Genomic DNA, 25,065 nt, shown 5'->3' with positions numbered 1-25,065 from the left:
CTTGTCTCCTCGAGCGCTGGTTAGACCGAACGAGCGCATTGCTTTCACAGATCGACCTAGAACAAGCAGCTCTTCAGGAACTGTATCTTGCCCGAGAGAGATCTCCCCGATACGCTTCGCTAGCTGAGAAGCGATACCGGCGAACCTATCAAGAGTGGTAGTACTCCTGGTTTGTGCTATCCGGGTCTGCGTTGGCGCGCTGTGCCCGTATCGACGACCTGAAGAATCAAATCGCGAGGATACAGGAAGCGCTCTTGGCCGGTACGCTAAGGTCGATAAAGCGCCGATCAATGATTGTATCCACTCCGTGAGGGTCGAGACTGATAGGGGAGCCCGCAGCCGAATCTGGGGGACGTGAACCGCAGCCGGAGGCATTGCCCCTGAGACTAGACGACCCGGTTACCATTACTCGCGCTGCGTCTGTCTCTATTGGTTCCTCGGAAAGTCTGCTGCACCTGAAGGCGCTCCTCGACACTCTGGACATTGGAAAAGCAGCGAATCGTCACCGAGAAATATACGCCCGCAATGAATGGCTACCGCCCGAGTACTCGCCGGTCTGCGCGCGCGCAATCCAGTCCGGATCTACCAGCTTTATCGCGAAGAAGGGCTCACCGTCCGCACGTGGCGGGCTCAGCGCAAGGCGGTGTGACCCGGGCTCCGATCGTGGTCGAGGCCAAGCCAAATGCCCGCTGGTCACTGGACTTTGTCCACGACCAGTTCGCCAATGGTCGACGCTTCTGTATTCCGGACACACGTCGATCTGGGGGTGGCGCGTGGCCCGCGAACTCACGGCAATCGTCGAGCGACGCACAAACCCGGAATGATTGCCTCCGACCATGGCACCGACTTCACCTGCAACGCCATGCTGGTTTGGTGCAAGGACGCAGACATCGATTGGCACTTCATCGCACCGGGAAAGCCGATGCAGAATGGCTATGCCCGGAAGAGCCAACTGCTAGAATAGGCAGCGCGGGCCTTTGACGCGCGTGTCGCAAGGGAGAGTGAGGAAGCTCGCGAATGCGAGATCGAGAAGCCGCACGCCAAGATTGACCAACTGACGGTCGATCGCGAGTGTTTTAGCGCGGGGGTCCGGAAGATGAGCACGCTGGATTGTCGAGGAATGCTCGATCGCGCCGACATGACGCTGTCGATCCGCCGGCAATGCATGTTGCTTGGGATGCGCGCGGCTATGCCGACGGCCGCGAGGCCAAGGCAGGGGTCGCGAGCTAAATCGCCTTCTACAACGATCGCCGCCTTGATCAGGCGCATGGCTATCGCACGCCGCTGGCGGTCTGGCGCGACTTTCAATTACCCATGTCTTTGACTGCTTGGGTTGATGCGCGGATCGGCGAAAACTTGAATCGAAAGAATCACTTGTGATTCCTTACTGAGCACCTGATTCGCGAGGGGGTGCTCTATGGGGCTGTCATTAAGTGATCGATCGGCAAAAGGCTGTTTGCGGTCCTTGGAAGGCGAATGTTGGATTGATCGAGAGAGTAGTGGATGCGAGTTTAGGGACGCGCGGCTCGGCGACAGATTCCGCAAACTGCTCACGCAGATTGGAAGCGCCATGGGACAAAGCATTCCGCTCGTCTGCCAGGATTGGGCGAATACCAAGGCTGCCTACCGCTTCTTCTCCAATGACCGGGTCAGCGAAGCGGACATTCTGGCCGGCCATTTCCAATCGACGCATGATCGTGCCGCCGCCGCTGAAGGTCTCGTTCTCGTGCTGCACGACACAACCGAGTTCAGCTATCAACGCGAGAAGTCAGAAGCGATCGGCATCACCAAGAGCATAAACAGTGGACGGGATAAGGCAGGCCGCGTCAGATCGCACACGGTTTGCGGCATCCTGATGCATTCGAGCCTCGCGGTTACAATCGAGGGTGTGCCGCTGGGGTTTGCGGCCGTTAAGTTCTGGACCCGGAAGAAATTCAAGGGGACGGCAGCGCTTAAAAAGAAGATCAATCCGACCCGGATTCCCATCGAGAAAAAGGAAAGCGTCCGGTGGTTGGAAAATCTCAAGCAGTCTACAAACTCGTGGATCATCCGGGACGATGCATCCATATCGGTGATCGCGAGAGTGACATCTACGAGCTTTTCTGCGCAGCACAGGAGATCGAAACTCATTTCCTGATCAGGACCTGCGTCGACCGCTTGGCTGGAGACGGGGATCACTCGATCGCTGACGAAATGGATGAGGTCGCCGTCAAAGGGCTCCTTCGCATCGAAATCAGAGACAGCAACGGCGATCCCGACCAGGCCGTTCTTGAGATCAGGTATCGCAAGATACGCGTCCTGCCACCGATCGGAAAGCAGAAGCGCTATCCCGCTCTGACCCTGACGGTGATCCATGCCGAAGAGCGCGGGACGCCTAAAAACAGAAAGAAGATCGATTGGAAGCTGATCACCGACCTGCCGGTTGGTTCCCGCACCGACGCCATTGAGAAGCTCGAATGGTATGCTTTGATGGAAGATCGAGGTGTTCCACAAGATCCTCAAATCGGGCTGCAAAGCTGAGGAGTCGAAGCTCCGGACCGCCCAGCGTCTGACCAATCTGATCTCAGTGTTTTGCATCCTGAGTTGGCGGGTCTTCTGGATGACGATGCTCAACCGTTCCGCCCCAGACGCGCCACCAACCCTCGCGTTGACTGCGACTGAAATCGGTGTGCTCGATCGCCTCGCCAACGACAAACCAAAAGCAAGACAGAAAACGCTCTCGCACTATCTGATCAAGATCGCCCGGCTCGGCGGTTATCTCGCCCGCGCCAGCGATCCGCCGCCCGGCAATACCGTCATGTGGCGCGGGCTGTCACGCCTCACCGACATCGCGCTGGGCGCCATGGTCGGAGGAGAATTTGTGGCTAATTGAAAGCTACGCCGGATGCTTACGCTTCTGCTGCGCGATCAGCGCTTCATCTTCCGACGCTTTCGCGCGGGCGACCGCAAGTTCAGCGGCGATTTCCAAACCTTTCGCGCGCTCGACCGCCAGCGCCTTCTTCAGCGCGGCAATGTCATCCGGAACAGCGTCGCGGTCGGCATCCATGCGACGCAGTGAATCACAGATTGGACGCGATGGGACTCCCGCAAAATGCCAGCAGCCGCAGATTTTCCTGTATCAGCGCGCGCTCCGCGGTCGCCAGCTCAGTTGCGGATTCCGCCAGTCGGTCCCTTCCAGCATATAGGCCATCTGCGCCGCCGAAATCGATACTGCGCCGTCCGACGCCGAAGGCCATATGAACTTCCCGAGCGGCGTCAGGGTCTGGATCGCCACCGGCCACACCGACATGCGCCGCGAGATGCAAAGCCCTCGCGCTTGCGGTCCAGGAGAGCCTGAAGCGCGATCCTCATGCGCGGCGATCTGGTCAAGATCCTCTGGCATGACGGGCTGGGCATGTCGCTCTACGCCGCCGGTTGGGGCGCGAGGGCAAGCTGAACGGGGATGCCGCGCCGGTGGGCGGGCGTGATCTCAACCGGAACAAGCAGACCCCGGAAGATGTAGAGATCGCCAGCAGACACCGGTTGTGGCGCGCCACTCGAGATCGTATCCGCCGCGGCCACGTGAACAATTGGCTTGTCGACAGCCCGTTACGTCGTGCCGTCACCGACACCAGGCGCGGCCCGCCATAGCTCTTTCTTCCAATGTCCAACGGCGCCGTGCGCCCGTCGAGACGACTTCAAGTTGGGAAACCTTCGGCATAGGCATATGGTCAGTCATAAGCCTCTTCATCGTCTATCAAACAGCGCAAGGCGATCCTCGCCGGAGCGATACTTCGAAAGATGAGCCGTAGACGCAGATGCAGTGCAAAATCACGCGAGCTTTTGGGCGGTGGCGTGATGGCCATCTCGGCTCTTGAGCCGACAGCTCTCGTAGCCGGACTCGACAATGTCGCGGTGACCGGTCAATCGGTCGAGCAGCGCGGTGGCCATTTTTTTGGCACCCCCGAAGACCTTCTCCGTTGGGGCAAATGGCTGGTGACTGTGATCAGCATTGAACGACGCTAGTAGGTGCGCTGACGAAATTTGGACAGCGCTTGTTCCAAATCCTCAGCAGCGTCGGTCTCGGGCATCGACGTTCGGAGCCTGAAGTGCAGGTTCTCGACGGACGACTCGATACCAGCTGATATCGACGGGTGAACTGGACCGCGAAGCGGGACCGCTTGAACCGGTTCTCCTGATTCATTCTCGCACCTTTACGGAGACTCTGCCTCTGCAGTTGCTGTAGGCATGTGGTCAACGCGTCAGCGTTGTCCACCATGTTCTCAGCCTCCGCGCCTGCACTTCGCGCCAGACCGCTATCGACGCATGCGCTCCGTCTATCAAACGGAGCAGCCCCCTTCCAGCTAAGCACGGGTCCTACCATCGGGGCCCTTTCATGATCTCGTCGATCCTCCTAGTCGGTGGCTAGCGCTAGTTGGCCTCAATGGGCACTGGAATTGCTGCGACAACCCGAGAAGCCACCGTAGGTGTTGGTCGATGCGCTCGAACAGGCCGGGCCGGCTGACCTTTCATCGACTTTCTCTTAAGCTAGGACAGTATTGCTATTATCTGCCGACCGAAGATGATGGACCAGTTGCCTGCTAGTGAGCGGCAATCCAGCGAAGTCTCTTGACACAAGGTTCAGACTGCGCATCGCCCAGGGCTCTCGAAGCTTTACACATACAAGCTCGCCTACACTCCGCTCAAAGCTGAATGCTCGACGGGGCATGATCCCAACGCCCAGGCCGTTCTGAATCATTCGGCACATTGCATGTGGGCTGGTTACTTGAATACGACTCTGGATGTGCCGGTTTGCAGCGGCTGCGGCATCGCGCATAGCAAGCGAGATCGAGCTTTTCTTTTGCAAGCTGACGTGGTCAAAGTCCAAGGTCGCGCCGAAGGACACCGTACTTTGCCGCGCAAGCGCGTGTTTCCGCGGCACCACTAAGACGAGTTCATCATTTCGATAGCGGACTGTTTCCAAGCCCGAGGGCGCCGGAATAATACCCGAGCTACAGATGCCAAGGTCGGCGGCGCCCTCGGCGACGGCCCTAACGATGTGAACGCTAAGATGTTCCTCTATTTCGATCTTCACTTTCGGCTGCAACTTGAGGAAGGTGCCGAGATCTTCCGGAAGATACTGAATTATTGCCGATAGGTTGGCCTGAATCCTGACATGTCCTCGAACCGCGTCACCATACTCACTGAGATCGATCTGCATCGTTCGGATTTTAAGCAGAATAGCTCGCACGTGATGGAGGAGTGCCTCACCAGCAGGTGTAACGTTTACGCCTCTTGTATGACGATAGAGCACTTGCGCGCCGATGACCGCCTCCAGGTCGGTAAGCCTCTTACTGATTGCGGAGACCGCCAGCGATTCCCGATCTGCCGCCCTACCAATCGAGCCCAACTCGCAAACGGTTACGAACAGCTGAAGCGAGCGAATATCTATACGCCGCGCGAATGAGCGGCCTGACAAGTGCACCATGTGAGCAATCGAGGATGTCGGCTGTTGTTTACGAGGCTCCGCTTTGACAGAGCAAGATACTCTATGAACCAATGAGCGTACAACGCTCGTCCGATTTGCACGCAGGCAACGTAGGCAACATACGCTGCCGCCTACATTGTTGCAGCACCTTCCGGAAATCACCGCGCCGCAAGCTCGGCAGCAACTAAGGCTTTAATGTCCTCATCAGAAATGTTTTTTTTCCGATCTGCCAACGCCTTAAACTGTACAAACGCGCGTTCTAGTGCGTGCTCTGAGTCCCCGTAGCCAAGCTCTTGCATTTTTCGTGCAAATGCTCGGCGACCCGAGTGTTTTCCCATAACAAACGACGTGCGTTCCACACCAACGCTCTCCGGCGTCATTATTTCGTACGTAAGGGCGTTCTTCAACATGCCGTCTTGATGAATCCCGGCCTCGTGCGCGAACGCATTCCGACCAACAATCGCTTTGTTGTACTGCACGGGAAATGAGGTCGCCGCGCTAACTAGCTTGGAGGCGCGAGCAAGCATCTGGGCGTCAATATTAGTCCAGTAAGGAAGTATATCGTTACGAACCTTGATGGCCATGACAACTTCTTCCAAAGATGCGTTGCCTGCGCGTTCGCCGATTCCGTTGACCGTGCACTCGACTTGTCGGGCGCCGGCGCAAATTCCGGCAAGTGAGTTGGAAACCGCCATCCCAAGATCGTTGTGACAATGGACTGAAAACGTCGCCTTGTCAGAGTTTGGTACGCTATCCTGAACCATTCTAATCATAGCGGCGTATTCCTCAGGCATCGAATACCCAACCGTGTCTGCCAGATTGATCGTACTCGCTCCGGCATTGATTGCCGCCTCGATGCACCGGCACAGAAAGTCGTGTTCGCTGCGCGTGGCATCTTCGCAGGACCACTCGACGTCATCTGTATGAGTTCTCGCCCTTGTTACTTGAGCGCTTACCAACTCGTAAACCTGTTCCTCGCTCATCTGAAGCTTCCACTTCATATGGATCGGGGAAGTGGAAATGAACGTGCTAATGCGGCCGCGCTTTGCAGGTCTAACAGCCTCAGCGCAACGATCTATATCCTCTAGTCTAGCCCGCGCAAGTCCACATACGATCGCGCATTTTGCTTGCTTTGCAATCGCATTTACCGCTTTAAAGTCTCCTTCCGAAGCGGCAGGATACCCCGCCTCTATGACGTCCACCCTCATTTCATCAAGCGTCTCAGCTATCTCGAGCTTTTCATCGAGGCTCATTGTCGCCCCTGGCGCCTGCTCACCATCACGCAAGGTCGTGTCGAACACAATGATCCTTTCTTTCTCGGTCGACGACGTCATAGTGTCCCCCTTCTTTGCCAGTTATCTTTTCTTGAAAGCAGCCCAGAGGATTACTCTGGTTTACACGACAACATTTTTCACGCCACTTGCATCGGCTCGCCGCAACGCCGTTGGCCGCACCAGAGTGCCAAGCGTGTGCTCGACTGCATCTCCTCAACTCTACTTCCGCGCCAATGGCGAGCCCCGCTTCTTTTGCTGTCGAGGCATGCTACGATGCCGATGTTGTGGCGGATACTACCAATGCTGCTAGTTCTGCCCGATCGGGCGAGCAAGCGGATGGCGTCCTGACGCGCTTTTAGTTATGCCGAGGGAAGCCATAGAGGCAAGGATAAGCAAAAAATGCGATCTTGCAGCAAAAGCACCGTGCATATGCTCCGACGATTGAACCAAAAGACTTTATCGTGTTTCTCACTTTAACCTCCCTTGCCCGCATTCTCTGGACGGTAATATGACCGCTGAGGTGCTGTATGGCCGCCATTGAAGTACAAAATCAGAGGTGGGCCATATCACTGCAGATATCGGTCGGTGATTGCGAGAAATCGGCGTTCGTACTTCGATGCAACAAATCACGCGGAGTGATCCGTGATGGGCACGCGGCGGAGAGACTGCGACAAGGACGCACCGCAATCTACATTGAATGCCGATCTTTTGCGCTTGGGTCATACTTGATCGTCGACCAAATGATGCATCTGACATCGAAGATCAATTGCTTGAGTTGGTAGTTGATCACGACCAGGACGTCCGCATTTCATAAGCGAAATCACGGCCGCCGCCCATATCGGACGGTCGAGTCACTAGTTCACTCAGCGACACCGTCGCTCTGGCACTCTCTAAAGTGTTTGACCGCTTTATAGGACGATCTGCGCTGTTAGGCGATAAAGATCTTCGAGAGTCGCTCGAATGGGGCCCGCGTTGTGATTCTTTCCTTACGGCGGACATGTCGGATCTGTAATAGCGCAACGGGACGCGATGATAGTTCTAGCTTGAGGTCGTCGTTTGCTGTTGTGTCTGCGTCATGCTCGGGCCGGCGCATCTCTCGGGAACCTAGCAATCCAAACTCTGACATTCGGCAAGAGCATCGAAAGCGAAATGTGCCAGCTGCCAGGATCTCCGGAATGCCAATTATGAAATCAGACGTAGCAACTTCTAGCAAGGAATACATCCGCAACCGCGACGCCTACACCGACCGCATCTCGGATCTTCGACGGCGCCGGGCTGCGGTCGCGATCGGCGGATCCGAGCGGGCCCGCAAGCTTCATAAGGACCGTGGTCAGCTCTTGCCGCGCGAGCGCATCGCGGCCTTGATCGACCCTGGATCACCATTCCTCGAATTCTGCCAACTGGCCGGTGAAGGCATGTACGACGGCGTGCCGGGTGGCGGCAGCATCATCACCGGTGTCGGAATCATCTCGAGACGTCCCTGTATGATCATCGTGAATGAGCCCACTATAAAGGGAGGAACCTATTACGGCATCACATGCAAGAAGCACGTCCGCGCTCAACGTTTCGCCTGGGAGCACCGCCTTCCGTGCGTAACTCTAGTCCAGTCGGGAGGTGCCAACCTGCCCGACCAGCCCAACATTTTCCCCGATGACGGCCAGTTCGGCTCGATTTTCTTTAACCAGATCAGAATGTCCGCCGAAGGTATTCCGCAAATCGCAATTGTGCACGGCCCCTCCACCGCCGGCGGCGCCTATATCCCCGCACTCTGCGACGAGACTGTTATCGTCCGAAACCAAGGCGCCATGTTTCTCGGGGGTCCGCAGCTCGTCTACGCGGCAACGCGCGAGGCGGTCGGAAGCGAAGCGCTCGGCGGCGGCGAAATGCACAGTCGCATCAGCGGCGTAACCGATCACCTTGCCGAGAATGACGCCCACGCAATTGCCATCACGCGTGAGATAGTGGCCAATCTGGGCGAGGTTCCCCGCCAGAGGTGGACGGTCGCCCCCGTACACGAACCGTTGTTCGAACCAGCCGAAATCTACGGCCTGATCAGCTCGGACCCTCGCGTTCCCACCAACAACCGCGACATCCTCGCCCGACTGGTCGACGGCAGCCAATTCCACGAGATCAAACCGCTATATGGCGACACTTTAGTGACTGGTTTCGCGCGGATCATGGGTTTCGAGATCGGTGTCCTCTGTAACAATGGCGTGCTGTTCTCCGAAAGCGCGTTGAAGGCGACGCACTTCATCGACCTGTGCTGTAAGCGGGGCATTCCGATGCTGTTCATGGCCGACGTCACCGGCTTCATGGTCGGCCGCGAGGCCGAGGAAGGCGGTATCACCAAGAACGGAGCCAAGATGATAACTGCAATGGCCAGTGCCAACGTGCCGAAGTACACGCTCATAGTTGGCAATGCCTATGGCGCTGGATACTTCGCAATGTGCGGGCGAGCGTTCCGGCCGAACGCCATGATGATGTGGCCTAATGCCCGTTCCGCGATTATGGGCGCCGACCAGGCGGCCACCACGCTCGTGATGGTCAAAGATAATGTTCACAAGCGCGATGGAACAACCTGGACGAGCGCCGAACGCGAGACTTATATGGCTCCTACTCGGCGCGCATTTGAAGACTTCGCCAATTCATACAACTTCGCCCGTAATACGTGGTGCGACATGGTGATCGATCCGCTTGAAACCCGCCAGGTGATGGCGCTGCTGCTCGATTTGGCCGGCCGCATTCCGCATCGGCACACCAACTTCGGCGTGTTGCGGATGTAGACCCAGGAGTTCCATTGTGTTCAAGAAGATATTGATCGCCAACCGGGGTGAAATCGCCTGCCGCATCGCGCGCAGCTGCCGCCGTCTCGGCGTCGCGGTGGCCGGTGTCCATTCCGCCGCCGATGCCGACGCCTTGCATGTCAAGACCATTGGCGAGTCAATCGAGATTGGGGCCGCCCCCGCATCACAAAGTTATCTACGAATCAATACCGTGATCGCCGCCGCCAGGGCCACCGGCGCCGAAGCCATTCATCCGGGTTTTGGCTTCCTAGCCGAGAACGCAGCGTTCGCTCACGCGGTCGAGGGTGCCGGCCTGGTGTTCATCGGGCCGACGCCGGACACTATCAAACGCTTGGGGGATAAGGCGTCTGCGAAACGGGAGGCCGTTGCGGCTGGCATTGCCACGGTGCCCGGCTGCCAAGCTCCCAGCGAGGATCCCGCCGAAATCGAAGACGCAGTCCGCCAACTCGAACTGCCGGTCATGCTGAAGGCTGCAGTCGGTGGCGGCGGTAAGGGCATGCGGGTCATCTCATCTATTGAGAGACTACGCGACGCAATTGAGTCCGCGATGCGCGAAGCCAAGAATGGCTTCGGTGACGCCCGCCTGATCATCGAGAAGCTGATTCAGCAGGCCCGGCATATCGAGGTGCAGATCGTGGGAGATGGTCACGGAAATGTGATTCATCTCTTCGAGCGCGAATGTTCGCTCCAGCGCCGTCACCAGAAGCTGATCGAGGAGGCGCCAGCTCCCAACCTGCCATCGAGGCTTCGCGAGCGCATGCTTGAGGATGCCGTCCAGCTCGGCCGGCGCCTCAAGTACCGGGGTGTCGGCACCATCGAGTTCCTCGTCAGCGGCGCTGACTGCTATTTCCTCGAAGTCAACCCCCGGATTCAGGTTGAGCATCCCGTGACCGAAATGGTTACCGGTACGGACATCGTCGAGCTCATGCTCCGCATCGCAGCGGGTGACGGGCTTTCGATCGCACAAGGAACGGTGACATGCCGCGGGCATGCGATAGAGGCTCGCATCTGCGCGGAAGACCCGAACGACGACTTCATGCCATCCACCGGAGAGATTGCGCACGTCAGCTTTCCCTCTGGTGATATACGCGTCGAAACCGGCGTCGAAAGTGGTTCAATCGTTACGCCTTACTATGACTCGATGCTTGCTAAACTCATTGTGCATGCCGATACTCGCGACGAGTCACTAGATCGGCTTCGTCGTGCGCTTAATGAGACATCGATCTTCGGCGTCACAACCAACAGAGAGTTCCTCGGACGGCTAATCGCGTTACCTGAGATGAGGAATGCTACATTCCATACGCGCCTCATCGATGACCAGATCTATGGATCGAACGAGGTCCATGATAACGACACCGATACGCTTGCGATGGCAGCCTATTTCTGGATGATGCGTCAACGGGAGACTGGATCCAAACAACCGTGGCTGTCCAGAGAGCTGACCGGTTGGCACATGGCGTGGGGCGACGACGGAATGGCGCCGATCCCCATCCTGTATCTCGAGAGCGCAGGAAAGCGCGCGGAGATCCGCTTCGCACCGATGCAAGCCGACAACTGGATGTTGATTGGCGTGAATGAGGCCAAGGTTGCAGTGAGACTGTCGGCGCTCGGTGACGACAGTTTTGTAGCCGCGATAAATTCACGCTGCGAGATCGTACGTATATTTCCACGGGACAACGCTATCTACGTTCACGATCCTCGTCGGGCTCACGCCTTATACGAAGTTTCCTATCTAAGATACCTCGATACGACTCCGGAGGTTAGCGGCGAACTGCGAGCCCCCATGACGGGCGTGGTTCTGAAGGTCAACATCGACGTCGGCGCGCGCGTGAAAGCAGGCGACGTGGCCATCATCATGGAATCAATGAAGATGGAGCTCCGCATTGTTAGCGAGGTGGATGGCACAGTGACTGCAGTCCACTTCAAAACTGGCGATACCGTCAATCGGAACGCGATCATTGCCGTTGTCGAGCGCGACTCAGCTCTGGTGGTTTAAGTACGGGAACAAGGTCTTGCGCTCGGGAAGCTTGAATCAAGTCGGCATGACGATTGCCGTCTTGCTCGACGAGCCGAACGGAATTAAAGCACTACACGGGTCGCTCGAGAATTTTCATTTGCTTCATCAGCTCAGGTCAAACAGCTCGCATCCTCGTTGATCTTAACCCGGCCCATTGAAGGAACGTGGGATAGATCAGCGCCGAGGAGCTGTGGGCTATCGAGCGCGCCGATCCGCGTTGCCCCGTTGCATCGAGCATGGCCAGCCGGATTGGCCTCCGCCTGTGAATAGATCCGGTACGCAAAAGGTATCTTTTATGTGAACCGATATCCATCAGCGGTCCTGCCACTGAGACGACGGCTTTTGCCCGAATGCACCGGGTTTCTCCTGCGGGTTCTCGCTAAGTGAAGCGAACCCGAAGAGGTGTCGCTCAGCGCGCACGCCGCACATGGGCCATGTCGGTCGAAAGGTACACAAGTTCGCTGGTCGCCCGCACCGTCAGGGTCACTTTGGCGGCTATTCTCCAAGGCCAGCCATAACCGCGACCCGCAATTCTTGCTGCGGCACCACGGCATTGACTTCCAAGCTCGGCGCCAGGTGCGCATTAAGAGGCGAGCCGATCATCAGCAGCTCCATCACGATGAGCTGGGACGGCATGTGCATCAGTGAGGTCACCCAATGCATGCCGCGGCCAACCCTCGCTCGGTGATAGCGAGAGAACCGTGGTCGCTCGCGACGCACAGGTCGCATATCTGCGTGAAAGGCGAGCCACCAGCGTGCGCCGCCGACCGGCCGACTGCAATCCCGGCTTGGCGCCGACAAAGCCGAGCACGCGGAAGACTTCGTCAACGAGCTGCGCTCGATGAACGTGACCCGTATGTTGCACAGGACACCAGCGGCCGTAGCTCCGCGATTGACGGACGAACTACCTGGCACGGCGGCTATGCCGTCAGCCAGCGCGTCCGCAAGCCGATCGTGAGGCTCGGCTGGATCAAGACGGTCGTCGGGCAAGAGAAAACCAGCTTCAGTATCCGTGATCGCGTCGCATGGGCCTTTATCTGTCTTCGCTGCCACGGCCTACAATCTGGTGCGGCTGCCCGGCTAATCGCGGAGACCGATTGATTGCCAAGGTGCCCGGCTTCGCCCAGGCCTTAGTCGGTCGCTTGCCGAATTGAGATGGTCTGCCGGGACAACGACTTCCTCGATCTTGTCGACGAGGCGCATCTCACCTTCGAGGGCACGTCGATGGCGAAATCGCCCTTGCGCCTCTCAAGGGCTTCCTGGACGTGCGTTACGGCACGCGTGGCGGACCGGCTCGCGCCGAGTTCTCGTGAGAAGGCCACGACGGGAATGATCCGTCTTGTGGTTGCGGATGGGCTATGATCGGCGCTGCGGGTAGGCTCGTCGGCCACTCCTACATTTGCAATGGCGACGATTCAGCCTTCGTTTGCGAACGCGGCTGAGTTCTACAACAGCCTGCTAGAGCCGACTCAGATCGCGACCTCATCATCAATTGAGATGGTCCGCCTCTTGCTGCGCGCGGGGCCGATACGGCATCTACGTCGCTGCCGAAGATAAGGAAAGACTGCATCCATCTTGCCCCTAGCGTGGCATGAGGGTCGACTGCACCCCCTTGCCGCATAAGATGTCCGAACACGCCTATGCAAGCGCTTTTCAGCTATGGTTGAACGAGCTTGACCCCCGAGGTTAAAAAATGACGTTCCCCCGAATCAATTGGCATGCACTCCGACCGAAGTCCCATCTGCGGAAGATGGCGTTCGTGGCGTTCTCGCTACTCGAATTGAGCAATCCTTCCTTGAATGGCGCTTGCTGCAACTGTGTATGGGCTCGCCAGCCAGACTTGGCCCGGTCCTGATCGACCGGGGTAGTTGCGGTTAATGGCACTGATGGTCACTTGCCCTGCATTTTCCGATTGGCCTGGCCCGCAATTAGCGCATGCACCGCAGCCTGGCATGAGCAGGACGGCGCCAACCTGCCGAAACGTCTCGAGGAAACCGCGGTCCGCACAATATTCATAGACGTCGAGAGTACCGAACTGCAGGAACAGTGTAGTTTCGGCAGCGACGCGAAAGCCGTGGTCGAGACCCCATCGAAGGACTTCATGATATGCATCGAAGTCGCTCCGCTTTCCCCCCGTGCAAGATCCCCCATATGCGATGTCGATCTTTACTGGGGCGGTCAACTGTTTAACCGAAATTCCGTTACCAGGATCACCGGGGCTAGCGATCATCGGGGACAGCAACCCTGCTTCAACCCTAATCCTAGCGCGATAGCGTGCATCAGCGTCGCTGGTCATCCATGGCTCGATACGGAACTCGATTTTACGGCGGTCCCGGAGAAAGGCTACCGTCTGTTCGTCCGGCGCGACTATGCCCGTAAAGCCTCCAAGCTCAGCGACCATGTTCGTGAGTGTCGCGCGCTCGTCCACTGGCATCGATCGAACTGTGGAACCACAGTATTCGAACACGCAACCCATACCCATTCCGGCGCGCATGTCAGGTTGCTGCAGTAGATGGAGTGCAACATCCTTTGCCGTAACCGCATGAGGAAGCAAGCCATCGATCTCAACACGGATTGTTTCGGGAACTTTGCATCTCACATAGCCGGTAACCCAGCTATTGGCCATCTCGGTTGCGCCCACGCCAAAAGCCAGACATCCGAGGGCGCCAGAGTGGGGGGTATGGGAATCTGTGCCGACGACGATTTCTCCCGGCAGCGCATACCGCTCCGCCATAATTGCGTGAGAGATTCCTTCTGAGCCCGTGCCGTCCCGCAAAGCTTCATGGGACCGAACGGGATATACCCGTGTAAACCGATGGTGGCCCTCTTCCAGTTCGGCCACACCGCCAAGCAAATTGTCATGCTGGTGTGGGATACTTTGATGCGCGAGAACCAAATGATCGCGAAACGCGACAACGCGATCGGGGTTAAACAGCGGCGCCGGCTCACCAAAGGCCCTGTGCATGAAGTGTGCGGTCATTCCAGTAAAGTAGTCGTGGCTGAATCGCCAGTCCGGACTCACGAAAATGCCAGTGCCGGGTTCAAGATCACATGTTTTCGGGTGGAGGTGGCGCTCAAGTATCTTGTCAACCAGTGTTCTCGGTGAGACCGCATTTGTGTTCACCTGTTGAACAACAGGTGGGTGCCAGACCTGCGACCGAGCGTAGAGCAACAACCCACCCGCGCGGACTATGCGGCAGGTTAGATCGTCGCGCCCATGAAGAAATTCCTCAATCGGAATCGGATCGCCCGCTTCTATGCTGTCGATGAGCGCGTAGTTTGTGCTCGTAAGAATGCCGAGGTTGTCGCAGTTTTGCTGGTAGATTTTCTCGAAGCTCTCGGCGATGACTAAACGTATGCCAGCGTGAAGCTCGGCTAGGGGACTCGATTCTCGCGACGAGCCTTTTCCGTAACGCCTACCCGCGACCGTTACAGCAAAGCCTCCGCGGCGTATGTCACCAACACCGATCGGTCGCTCGCCTCGCGTTTCGAAGCCGACGTAGGGATATTGTCCGAGCTTCTCGTCAAAGGAGAACATCACAGTAACCGGCGTAATCTCATCGGTCGAGATATTGTCTCGCAATTTGCCGGCACTGGTTATGCTCAACGAGTTTCCCTCTAGCTGCGCGAGAACAAGCGCGGGATCTTCTGTTAGGAAGAGTACCCGGCCGTTGATGCGGATGAGGTTGTCCGCTGGCATATGCGAGTGGCTCATTATCGAAGCTTAGCGGGAAATCTGCAAACCGGCGCGGCGAAAATGACGAAGCCCCTCTTATCGAGAAACGATTGCGTGGCTGCACCACAGATTCCGCTACTCTCACCAATACCGAAAAGCTTTGGGCGCCCCCCCGTTGCAAGCTTGAAGCAGACGACTCGACGCTGCTATCTATCGAGTCGCGCTTGTGCAACGATCCGGCGGGTCCTCAGCCTGTCAAAGAGTAGCTCGACACACGATCGTGTTCGGCCTTTGATCAGCAAGTACGGGCGCTATAACTCGTCGGCGCATTCAAGATGTGTCGTTGGGCGTGCCGCCGAGGCGCGCAATAACGATCTGCCGCACCCGATGGCGCTCCTCGACATTCTTGCCATTGATGGAGCGTTCGATCACGAACAGCGCATCGATCCGCCCCACGACCTCGATCTCGATCTGCGAAAGCGGGATCTCCTCTTTACCGGCGGGCTTTGCGCCGGGCATTCTTTTCGATCTCGGCCATGGCATAGAACGGCCGCCGTACGTGCGGCCGACAGGCAGCCTCGGGATCGAGCCAGAATGGTGTCCGCGCCAGAGCTGGTTGTATCGGTCATACGCACCGGACTGCACCATCCCGGGATACCGGGCCAGATGTCCCTGACGATGCTCGCCGTTGCGATTGCATGAGTAAATTGTCGCGCGGCAATCAGCGTGACTCTTCAGGATGACAGAGCTTCGCCGGGCTCATGACGCGGAGAGGGCGCAGCCCAATCAAAGTTACACGCCCGGCGTCGGCGCGATTCACAGGGGACCGCATCGACTAATGATGATCGCCGCCGGCTGCTTGAGGTGGTTCTTCCGCCAGAGGGATCACTCGCTTGCCAGGCCTACACGCTACCGTTCACCAGATGAGATGGGATGGTTGCCGCCCTCCCTCGATGGCATCGATATGTGCCAAAAAACGTGTTGTTTGATCACAGCGAAGAGGACGGCAAATCGATGGATACGGTGATTGGGGTAGATCTGGCGAAGAATGTCTTCCAGCTCCACGGCGCATCAACAACTGGGCATCTCAAGTTTCGAAAGAAGCTGTCTCGGCCACAGTTCAGGAAGTTCATGGCGGAGCACCCAACGGCAATGGTGGTGATGGAAGCTTGCGGCAGCGCTCACTATTGGTCGCGAGAGATGGTTAAGCTCGGCCATGAAGTTAGACTGATCGCGCCGCAATACGTGAAGCCTTTCGGTGCGCCCCGACGGCGCGTATTACCAGTGGAGGAAGGATCCACCCAGAGAATTGTCGATTTGATCTGGTAGCTGACGAGCGGTTTGGACGAGCAATCGGACGGACCGAAGCCTCGTGACAAAGGTCGCCTTGGGCGGCCGAGCAATCCAGCGGGCCGTAACGTGAGTGAAGTCTGAGCACGCCTCGAAAGTTACGATGTGAATGCCGACCCGATCGTATGGCGGGGAAGGCCGTGTGGACAGGGAAGCAATCGACACATGCACCTGTCTGGTTCACCGGGGTAATGGGCATGGCACGCTGGAAAGGTAGTGCGGGTAATCGGGGGAGACCCGTCTTGGTCGAAGGTCGCGCCTTCAGCATTGAGTAGTCGATGGACCGGATGGGAGTCGGACAGGGTCATAGGTACCGATGAAACCGGGTAATTCCGGTGGAGGAAAGGACCCTGACTTCAGGTGCGCTTTTGAAGATGGCGAGGGGAAGGGTCGATTGGCGATGAGCCTTGAAACGCCCGATAAGATCAGGAGCCTTCAGAGAAAGCTTTATTGCAAGGCGAAGGCGGAGCCTGCCTTCCGCTTCTACGTGCTGTACGACAAGATCTGCCGCGAGGACATTCTGAACCATGCCTACAAGCTGGCCCGCGCCAACGCGGGTGCGCCAGGAGTGGACGGAACAACTTTCGGGCAAATCGACGCGTCGGGACTCGAAGCATGGTTGGCCGGCCTGCGCGATGAACTCGTCACGAAGACTTACCGGCCCGATCCGGTGCGGCGGGTGATGATCCCGAAGCCCGGCGGCGGCGAACGTCCACTCGGTATCCCAACAATCCGGGACCGGGTCGTCCAAGCTGCCGCGAAGATCGTCTTGGAGCCGATCTTCGAGGCGGATTTTGAGGACGGTGCTTATGGATATCGCCCGCGTCGCAGCGCGGTCGATGCAGTCAAGGAAGTGCACCGGCTTGTGTGCCGGGGCTACACGGACGTTGTTGACGCCGATTTGTCGAAATATTTCGACACGATTCCGCACTCGGACCTCCTCAAATCGGTGGCCCGACGCATCGTCGACCGGAATGTGCTGCGGCTGATTAAGTTATGGCTGCGAGTACCGGTCGAGGAGCGGGATAGCGACGGGAAACGGCGCATGAGCGGCGGTAAGAGCAACAAGCGTGGCACGCCACAAGGCGGTGTCATCAGTCCGCTGCTCTCCGTCATCTACATGAACCGGTTCCTGAAACATTGGCGTCTCAGCGGTCGGCGTGAAGCATTCCATGCCCAGGTTATCTCCTATGCCGACGACTTCGTCATTCTCAGTCGCGGCCACGCGGAGGAGGCATTGACGTGGACGAAAGCGGTGATGACCAAGCTTGGGTTGACGCTCAACGAGACTAAAACCTCGGTGAAGAATGCCCGATTGGAAAGCTTTGACTTTCTTGGGTACACGCTCGGACCCCGCCGCTTCCGCAATGGGGGACGGTGGTCTTGGCGCGGCTCCGTCCAAGAAAAGCGTGCTGCGGATCAAGAGGAAGGTCAGCGAGCTGCTGACGCCGGGCAACAAGGGCGCTTGGCCCGAAGTACAGGCACGACTGAACCGCCTTCTGCGCGGCTGGTCCGCTTACTTCAGCTATGGCTCTCTTGCTACGGCTCATCAGGCCGTTGATCGACACGTCTTCGACCGCGTGCTCGCCTTTCTGCGCAGACATAAGACGCCAGGACGTGGCGTCAGACGGTTCTCTGATCAGATCTATGGGAACCCTGGCGTACTCGTGCTGAACCGCGTGCGCAAAGTGTCGCCGACGTGCGGCTTGTGACGAAACCTGTCGGAAAGCCGGATGCGGGAAAGCTGCACGTCCGGTTTGATGAGAGGGGAGAGGAAACGGAACGCGCAACAAGCGCATCACCGCGCCTCTCCTCGACTCTACTGAAGCGCCAAAAAAACGACGCGGCTGATGCCGAAGCAATAGTGATCGCTGCACAGCGCCCAGAGATGCGCTTCGTCGAGCCGAAATCGGAAGAGCAGCAGGCCAGAGCAATGTTGTTTCGGACTCGGCAGCGGCTTGTTCGTCAGCGTACTGATTTAGTCAACGCATTACGTGCTGCTGTTTACGAATTTGGTCATACCGTCCCAAAAGGCATCGAACAACTTAAACGCATTGCCGCAATCCTCAAGGAGCCGAACGTCGATCTGCCGGAACTAGTTCGGGAGGAATGCTGGAGTCTCATTGATCAAATTACCCAGAAGACGGAGCGGATTAATGCCAAGACAGAGCAACTCAAGAAGTTGGCGGCGCGGACGGGAGCGGCGCGCCGGCTGCAAACAATGCCAGGGGTCGGTCCGCTGACCGCGCTGGCGATCGAGGCTTTCGCGCCCGATATGACAACTTTCAAATGTAGTCGAACTTCGCAGCTTGGCTCGGCTTAGTCCCGCGGCAACATTCCTCCGGAGGAAAGGAAAGGCTTGGGCGCGTTTCGAGAGAAGGACAAGCGGACATTCGCCGATTACTCATCGTTGGAGCTATGTCGCGATTGAACTGGCTGGGGCGCAAGTCGATCCCCAAAGGCTCATGGCTTGCGCAGATTCTCGTCAGGAAGCCACGCATGCTGGTGGCGATCGCCCTGGCGAACAAGATGGCTCGGGCGATTTGGGCCATGCTCACCCGGAAGGAGGATTATCGGAACCCAGCGCAGGCAGTAACGGCATGACTGCAGCAGCACGAAATAGCCTGACGTTGGCGAAGGGGGTGTGAGAAGGCGACGACCCGAATGGGCGCAACGATCGAACAGATCTGGATCAGGAAACCAGCTAGAGCCAAAGAGCCGACGTGCTCGGAGATGAGAATTGAACCTGGTCCGCGGATCACCATACCGGCCAGCGGCTTCTGAAAATGCCGTAAAGGAAGGCCTGACAGAAGACCGCACTCGATCACACGCCAAAGGGTCAGAAACTTCTTGCATTGCGGGCGGCAACCACAGAAGGCTCTACATGAAGTGCCGTTAAACCGATACCCGGCCAGTGGCCATCGTCAAGGCGACGTTCAGTACCTGGACCGCATATCGCTTCGAGAAGGATCGAAGGCTGCTATCGCGGAAGAAGAGAGCCGCGACCGGCGCCGACCCGACCCTTTGGCCAGTGTGTTTGAGACCGAGATCGTCCCGATGTTGAAGGCGGCCCCCGGCAAGGGCTGTCGCGATTTCGAGGAGATGTTACGCCGCCCACCCTGAGCTCTGGGCTAGAATCCGCCGCACGCTGGAGCGTTGATCCGTGCCTGGAGGCCAATCCGTGGCGCGGAGCAGGAAGTCATCTTCCGCCAGACCCACGAAGTGGGCCAGGTCGGCCTGTCTGACTTCACCGACATGGGCGAGCTCGGGGGCACCATCACTTGCGCGCCGCTCGATCATCGGTTGTATCACTTCCGCTGGCCTATTCCGGCTTTGATCACGCCCATGTCGTGCTCTGTGGCGAGAGCTTCGTCGCCTTGGCCGAAGGAGTGCAGAATGCTCTGTGGTAGCTCGGCGGCGCGCGGCGGGAGCATCGAAACGACAGTCAGTCGGCAGTCTTCTGCAATCTTGACCGGAGTGCGCAGGACCATCTGACCCGGCGGTACGAGCACCTCTACGCCCATTACGGCATGCGACCATCCCGCAACAATCGCGGCATCACCCATGAGAACCGGGCGATCGAGAGCCCGCATGGCCATCTCAAGCGGACGAGCGCCGCCGCTCCGGGGCACTGCTGGCTTCGATGATCTCGCGGCCTACCGCCGCTTCATCGATGAGATCGTCAGTCGCCGCAATGCCCGAAACGCCAAGCGCATCGCCCACGAGCGCGCCACCTGCAGGCATTGCGAGATCGCCGCACCTCAAACTACGAGGACGTGATTGTCCGCGTGACGTCAAGCGGCGGCTTTACCTTGCGTAAGATGTTCTACACCGTGCTGTCACGCCTGATAGGCCACCAGCTGCTGGTGCGCCGTTACCGATGATGTCGAGGCGGGGGCACCCGCACCACGGTCTCGTGCAGGAGCTCACGGCGGCCCGGCTTCAGCTCAACCTTCGAGGCAGCCATCAAGATTATTGAAGACCTCGCTTACGTCAAAGGACTTGGCCGAGACCAGCGTGTTTTTCGAGCTCACCAGCCACGGCTACGAGCAGCGCTCGATGCCCATCAGTCAGCCATTCGGCGAATGGAATAGGGTCTTCCGGACCCGACTATGACCCTCGCCGAGATCGCACGCGACACCAAAACGATCGCTGATTGCCGCAATCATCAGAGCTGGCTCCGGAATCTGAACAGGGCGATAAGTGGAGTTTCTGCCTGACAGCGGGCAAGATTGTCCCGCGAATCAGGAGAGACGATGAGCAGACGAGCCCGCCGGCAGCACGCACCGGAATTCAAGATGGCGCTAGCGGATCAAGGGCGAGATGACGCTGGCCCAGTTGGCCGAGCATTTCGATGTGCACCCGAACCAGATCACGCAGTGGAAGTTTTAACTTCTGGAAGCAGCGGCCGAGGTATTTGGCCCTGGCGGTGGCAACGGAACGAGCGACCCGCGGTGGACGTGAAAACGCAGCAAGCCAAGATCGGAGAGCTGACGCTGGAGAACGATTTGTTTGGAAGGCGCGCTCAGCAATGGCAGCCTGCTGAGGGCAAAGGGGTGATCGAGCGTGGGCGAGACCTGCCGATCACAAAACAGGCGGATGTTTTGAAGAGTGGTAGTGTCTATATCTATCAGGCCCATTGCCGCCCGTCGATCTCGCCGTCATGTCGATCGCTCGACAGGCAGCATTGGAGTTTCCTTACACCGGTTAGCGATTATTGCGAAAACTGCTCGCTGCCGACGTGTGCAAGATCGGTCGCCGGCACGTCAAAACTCTGATGCGGGGATGGGAATAGAGCCGCTCTACCGCCGTCCGCGTACCACCAAACCCCAACCCGGGTACAAGATCTACCGTATCTGCTGCGCTGGATCGAGATCATATGCACGAACCGAGTCTGGGCGACGGACATCATCTACATCCCGATGGTACGCGGCTTCGTCTATCTCGCCAAGGTGCTTGACTGGTTCAGCTGCCCGGTGCTGTCGTGGCGCGTCTCGATCACGATGGAAGCCGCATTTTTGCGTCGGACGCTTGCGGACGCTCTCGCGCGCCACGGCAAACCGGCAGCTTCAACACCGATCAAGGCTCCCCGTTCACGGGGGGCGTGCTCGCCAGTCATGACATCGCCATCAGCATGGACGGCCGGGGCCGCTTGGCGCGACAACGTGTTCGTCGAGCGGCTGCCTTTTGCGATGGCCGGCGTCCCCAGTTGAGCCTTGACCACGGCACCCCGGATCAGGCCTACTTCAACCCGCTGCAGTTCCGCGTGGGGGCCTAACTCTGCCAGAAGCTCCACTTATTGGCCCGGAATTGCTGTCCAGACATCCCAGACCATCTCTATGAGCACGCCGCGGCACCACCATCTTGATTGATGCGGTGGAACGGCCCGCTCCGACAGCATCATCGTGCTAAGACGTGGTCGTTGTTTGAACGCCACAAGGAGGGACCGTTCCATGAAACAGGTTAGCACCATCGGATTGGATTTGGCGAAGCACATTTTTCAAGTTCACGGCGCGGGTGGCGATGGCTCACCGGTGTTCAACCGGAGACTACGGCGCAGCGAGGTGCTGCATTTCTTCTCGAAGCAGCCGGCCTGCCTTGTGGGAATAGAAGCCTGTGGCAGCGCTCATTATTGGGCACGAGAGATTGCAGCTCTCGGCCATGAAGTGCGGCTCATCCCACCAGCTTACGTTAAACCGTTTGTGAAGCGTGGAAAAACGGATGCGGCGGATGCCGAGGCCATCAGCGAGGCTGTGACTCGCAAGACCATGCGCTTCGTTCCGATCAAAACGGCTGAGCAACAAGCCGCAATGATGGTCCTGAAGAGTCGCGCACTTCTGGTGAAACAGCAAACGCAGACGATCAACGCCCTGCGCTCGCATCTGGCCGAGTTGGGCATCATTGCCGCCGCTGGCCGAACAAAGGTCGAGGCGTTGGTTGCAATCGTACGGGATGTAGCAGATATCCGCTTGCCTGCGGCAGCGCGCCTCGCCCTGACGGCAATTGCCGATCAAATCGAGGCTCAGGCGGACCAGATTGACAAGCTCGAACGAGCCATTGTTGCTGCGGCAAAGACCGACAAGGACATGCGCCGACTGACTACGATCCCCGGCATTGGAGCCATTACAGCCGCGACCATCAAGGCGCGCTGGTGCCGGATCCCGGCGGCTTCAAATCCGCTCGTCACTTTGCTGCCTGGCTGGGACTGACGCCGCGACAGCATTCGAGTGGGGGCAAGGAGCGGATGGGACGTATCTCGAAGATGGGAAACCCCGAACTTCGGAGCCTCCTCGTTCTAGGGGCGACATCCGTCCTGCGAATTGCCCGGAAGGTCGATCGGACGCGGCCATGGTTGAAGGCGCTGCTCGCCAGACGTCCGTACAGGGTGGCAGCGGTCGCGCTGGCCAACAAGACAGCGCGAATTGCTTGGGCGCTCTTGAACAAGGGCGGGATTTACCGGTGTCCGGAGACGCTGGCGACGACTACGGCTGCCGCTTGATGAATACAGCGGCTGTCAAAGAGATCTGACCGGCGCGGGCCGGCAGAGGGCAAGGAGCAATAACAGGCGATGACCCCACGGGACGAAATCCCGGCATGAGTGAGGCTGGCGCGACAATGCGCTTCAAGCGCGTCTGATTGATTTAGCCCCTTGTGTCGCGGACTTCATCGAGGCCAGCGGTCATGCGCCGCGCTTTACAGGCCGTATACATGACCGCACCGCTCCCATGTGTGAAGTCGACTGAGAAAGTTCTTGCGCCCGCGGGCCGTTCCATACATGTCGCGCTATAAGTAGTGAGAACCTAGCCGCCGGCGGGCCCGTCCCCATATGGTCGTTCGTCCCGGACGTACATCCTGCTTTGCCCGGAATGGGTTTCGCCCTCCGCCAACACCGAGCACGGTCGGGTGAGTAGGCCGGAGTGATTTCACTGTCGCAGATCCGGGCGGGAGACTCTCGCCTCACCCCGCGCCCATTAAGGCAAGCTTGCCGCCGTCGCCAAGCTGCCAATGCACAAAGAGCCTGCGGTTCTCACGTCCCTTCTTAGCGCTTCCGGATGCCGAGCTCGGCACGCTGGTCACGCTCCCCTTTGGGCAGAGCGGCTCATATCGCCTTTGCGAGATTGACTTCTCAGCTAGGAAGCCACTGATCGAATCGCTGCAAAGATCACGCGTATGATGCGCGCCTGCGGGCAGCTAGGCTGCAGACATGGTTCTGAGCTAAAGATCACCAGGATTAGTAGGTTCGCTTATGCTGGTTTTCATGTACCTGACGATATGCGTGCTTTTGGAAACAATCGCCGTGCGAATTAGGTCACATCAAAACGTTCGATCGATGCGTCCCAGTTCTGCCCATCTGAAAGAGAGAGCGTTCTTCGGGCTATCAAGAAGCATGCGTCGCGCCATTTGCTAATGGAAGATGGCCGGAAAAATCATTGAGTCTATGGTCCATGCTAGAGCGCTAAAGTAAGGGCATAACCAACAAATCAAAGAAACTGTTACGAAGTATCTAGCGAGGTTGCGGTAATACGGGGCCATGAGATGCCCCCTTTCTGCAAAACTCGGTCAGATAGTCGTGTCAGCAATTCGCCGTCTTGAAAAGAATGCAGCTCGACGAAGGACAATGGTATGGCAGTGAGTGGCGTGGTCAATCTGTTGCAAGTGTCGCGCTTCCTTAATGTATATGATGCTGTAGCAGCTGGAAAAGGCATCGAACTGTCAATAGGATTTGACTTTCACGAGTACGTCAGGATCACAGCCTCCGCTTCAACAAAGGGGCCGACATATCCAAATTTCCAGCCAGATCGCTCGCCAATCAAACTCGGCGAAGGATATTGGATCAAAGGCGTTGACGAGAATGATGAGGTTGCCCTGTTAGAGGCTGCTCGACTTTATGATCTGTCGCGCACCAATCTTGCAGAACACCTTCATTCGCTGAAAGCCTTTTACGCTGAACCGGCTGTACATGCGCACCCTTCGGACCGATGTACTTGCACGGCACCTAGCGCGAAGAAGATAACAGGAAAAGTTGCTTATCATGGAGACCTTTGGGTCCGCAAAGACTTCAGAGGACAGGGCATAGCGAAGATCGCATCTGGGATAACTCGCGGCCTGTCTTTCGCAATGTGGGCTCCTGACTTCGTATGTGCCCTTGCACCGCGCTGGCGGATTGATAAGGGCGTTGTTGCGCAAAGCGGTTATGCACATTCTGAACCCGGGGGATCTATCTTGCGGTTGGTGGAATACAACATCGTTGATGAGGACTGGCTTGTTTGGGTAACGGGCGAAGAGGTGAGGAGCGAGATCTATTCGCAATCAAAGTAGATCTTACCCATCAATTTTGCTGCCTCAGAGAGGCTACTATTAAATCTTATATGCCGAACTAAGGCTAAGGTATCAGCGTGCCTTAAGCGCTCCAAATTGGTGGTGCAGGTTAAGGATGCCGGCAATGATGGGCTACTTTGGTTCGAGTGAACTTTGTC

Annotated in this window: 14 protein-coding genes and 12 pseudogenes; 18 read left to right on the top strand and 8 right to left on the bottom strand. The window is 57.8% G+C overall.

Annotated features, from left to right (window positions below):
• Positions 1-577: 577 nt before the first annotated feature.
• The 4 genes and pseudogenes from P6U31_RS29890 to P6U31_RS29875 form a co-directional block, all read left to right on the top strand.
• Positions 578-937: pseudogene (locus P6U31_RS29890) on the top strand (IS3 family transposase); the annotation flags it as partial.
• Positions 938-1,417: 480 nt separating this feature from the next.
• Complete coding sequence (locus tag P6U31_RS29885) at positions 1,418-2,137, top strand: transposase DNA-binding-containing protein (protein WP_407185292.1); 720 nt, start codon at positions 1,418-1,420, stop codon at positions 2,135-2,137.
• A gap of 56 nt (positions 2,138-2,193) precedes the next feature.
• Positions 2,194-2,520 (top strand): hypothetical protein, encoded by a 327-nt coding sequence (locus P6U31_RS29880; protein WP_407185291.1) that lies wholly within the window; start codon positions 2,194-2,196, stop codon positions 2,518-2,520.
• Positions 2,483-2,872 carry an IS4 family transposase gene (locus tag P6U31_RS29875; RefSeq protein WP_407185290.1) on the top strand — a complete coding sequence of 130 codons (390 nt, stop codon included), beginning with the start codon at positions 2,483-2,485 and terminating at the stop codon, positions 2,870-2,872. The genes P6U31_RS29880 and P6U31_RS29875 overlap by 38 nt, the downstream gene beginning before the upstream one ends.
• Positions 2,873-2,875: 3 nt before the next feature.
• Here P6U31_RS29875 and P6U31_RS29870 read toward each other — a convergent pair whose 3' ends face one another.
• The 5 genes and pseudogenes from P6U31_RS29870 to P6U31_RS29850 all read right to left on the bottom strand — a co-directional run.
• Positions 2,876-3,046 carry a hypothetical protein gene (locus P6U31_RS29870; protein WP_407190085.1) on the bottom strand — a complete coding sequence of 57 codons (171 nt, stop codon included), beginning with the start codon at positions 3,044-3,046 and terminating at the stop codon, positions 2,876-2,878.
• Positions 3,047-3,059: 13 nt separating this feature from the next.
• The gene (locus tag P6U31_RS29865) at positions 3,060-3,236 is read right to left on the bottom strand and encodes a hypothetical protein (protein WP_407185289.1); all 177 of its coding nucleotides are present in this window, start codon (positions 3,234-3,236) and stop codon (positions 3,060-3,062) included.
• A 574-nt stretch (positions 3,237-3,810) separates the two neighbouring features.
• Positions 3,811-3,930 (bottom strand): hypothetical protein, encoded by a 120-nt coding sequence (locus P6U31_RS29860; RefSeq protein ID WP_407185288.1) that lies wholly within the window; start codon positions 3,928-3,930, stop codon positions 3,811-3,813.
• 592 nt (positions 3,931-4,522) lie between these two features.
• Positions 4,523-5,467, bottom strand: a complete 945-nt coding sequence (locus P6U31_RS29855) for a LysR substrate-binding domain-containing protein (RefSeq protein ID WP_407185287.1) — start codon at positions 5,465-5,467, stop codon at positions 4,523-4,525.
• A gap of 167 nt (positions 5,468-5,634) precedes the next feature.
• Positions 5,635-6,801 (bottom strand): annotated as a pseudogene (locus P6U31_RS29850) (2-isopropylmalate synthase); the annotation flags it as partial.
• Between the two features lie 1,115 nt (positions 6,802-7,916).
• Between P6U31_RS29850 and P6U31_RS29845 the strand changes: the two are divergent.
• Positions 7,917-9,524, top strand: coding sequence for a carboxyl transferase domain-containing protein (locus tag P6U31_RS29845; RefSeq protein ID WP_407185286.1), 1,608 nt, complete (start codon positions 7,917-7,919; stop codon positions 9,522-9,524).
• Between the two features lie 16 nt (positions 9,525-9,540).
• Positions 9,541-11,541 carry an acetyl/propionyl/methylcrotonyl-CoA carboxylase subunit alpha gene (locus P6U31_RS29840; protein ID WP_407185285.1) on the top strand — a complete coding sequence of 667 codons (2,001 nt, stop codon included), beginning with the start codon at positions 9,541-9,543 and terminating at the stop codon, positions 11,539-11,541.
• A 516-nt stretch (positions 11,542-12,057) separates the two neighbouring features.
• On the opposite strand, the gene P6U31_RS29835 is transcribed toward P6U31_RS29840, so the two are convergent.
• Entirely contained in the window at positions 12,058-12,204 is a 147-nt protein-coding gene (locus P6U31_RS29835; RefSeq protein WP_407185284.1) for a hypothetical protein, read from the bottom strand.
• 120 nt (positions 12,205-12,324) lie between these two features.
• Between P6U31_RS29835 and P6U31_RS29830 the strand changes: the two are divergent.
• Both P6U31_RS29830 and P6U31_RS29825 read left to right on the top strand, forming a co-directional pair.
• A pseudogene (locus tag P6U31_RS29830) lies at positions 12,325-12,646 on the top strand (IS5/IS1182 family transposase); the annotation flags it as partial.
• A gap of 16 nt (positions 12,647-12,662) precedes the next feature.
• Positions 12,663-13,004: pseudogene (locus tag P6U31_RS29825) on the top strand (hypothetical protein).
• Positions 13,005-13,333: 329 nt separating this feature from the next.
• Here the strand turns inward: P6U31_RS29825 and P6U31_RS29820 are convergent.
• Together P6U31_RS29820 and P6U31_RS29815 are read right to left on the bottom strand one after the other, a co-directional pair.
• Positions 13,334-15,262 (bottom strand): aconitase family protein, encoded by a 1,929-nt coding sequence (locus tag P6U31_RS29820; RefSeq protein ID WP_407185283.1) that lies wholly within the window; start codon positions 15,260-15,262, stop codon positions 13,334-13,336.
• 351 nt (positions 15,263-15,613) lie between these two features.
• Positions 15,614-15,943 (bottom strand): annotated as a pseudogene (locus P6U31_RS29815) (transposase); the annotation flags it as partial.
• A gap of 309 nt (positions 15,944-16,252) precedes the next feature.
• Between P6U31_RS29815 and P6U31_RS29810 the strand changes: the two are divergent.
• From P6U31_RS29810 to P6U31_RS29765, 10 genes and pseudogenes are all read left to right on the top strand, one after another.
• Positions 16,253-16,495: pseudogene (locus P6U31_RS29810) on the top strand (IS110 family transposase); the annotation flags it as partial.
• Between the two features lie 493 nt (positions 16,496-16,988).
• Positions 16,989-18,149, top strand: a complete 1,161-nt coding sequence (gene ltrA, locus P6U31_RS29805) for a group II intron reverse transcriptase/maturase (RefSeq protein WP_407189983.1) — start codon at positions 16,989-16,991, stop codon at positions 18,147-18,149.
• A complete protein-coding gene (locus P6U31_RS29800; protein WP_407189982.1) occupies positions 18,031-18,300 on the top strand; it encodes a group II intron maturase-specific domain-containing protein in 270 nt (89 codons plus the stop codon). The genes ltrA and P6U31_RS29800 overlap by 119 nt, the downstream gene beginning before the upstream one ends.
• A 107-nt stretch (positions 18,301-18,407) precedes the next feature.
• Positions 18,408-18,591: pseudogene (locus P6U31_RS29795) on the top strand (transposase); the annotation flags it as partial.
• Positions 18,592-18,809: 218 nt separating this feature from the next.
• Positions 18,810-18,961 (top strand): annotated as a pseudogene (locus P6U31_RS29790) (transposase); the annotation flags it as partial.
• A gap of 511 nt (positions 18,962-19,472) precedes the next feature.
• Positions 19,473-20,466: pseudogene (locus P6U31_RS29785) on the top strand (IS21 family transposase); the annotation flags it as partial.
• 35 nt (positions 20,467-20,501) lie between these two features.
• A pseudogene (locus P6U31_RS29780) lies at positions 20,502-20,724 on the top strand (ATP-binding protein); the annotation flags it as partial.
• A 120-nt stretch (positions 20,725-20,844) separates the two neighbouring features.
• A pseudogene (locus P6U31_RS29775) lies at positions 20,845-21,866 on the top strand (DDE-type integrase/transposase/recombinase).
• Positions 21,867-22,041: 175 nt separating this feature from the next.
• Positions 22,042-23,087 (top strand): annotated as a pseudogene (locus tag P6U31_RS29770) (IS110 family transposase).
• Between the two features lie 1,124 nt (positions 23,088-24,211).
• Positions 24,212-24,907 (top strand): hypothetical protein, encoded by a 696-nt coding sequence (locus tag P6U31_RS29765; RefSeq protein WP_407185282.1) that lies wholly within the window; start codon positions 24,212-24,214, stop codon positions 24,905-24,907.
• Positions 24,908-25,065: the final 158 nt, after the last annotated feature.

The sequence above is a fragment of the Bradyrhizobium centrosematis genome, from assembly GCF_045571495.1.
In the GTDB taxonomy this organism is placed as follows: Bacteria; Pseudomonadota; Alphaproteobacteria; order Rhizobiales; family Xanthobacteraceae; genus Bradyrhizobium; species Bradyrhizobium centrosematis.
The sequence above is the reverse complement of the archived record's forward strand: the minus strand, read 5'-3'. Positions and strand labels throughout refer to the sequence as shown.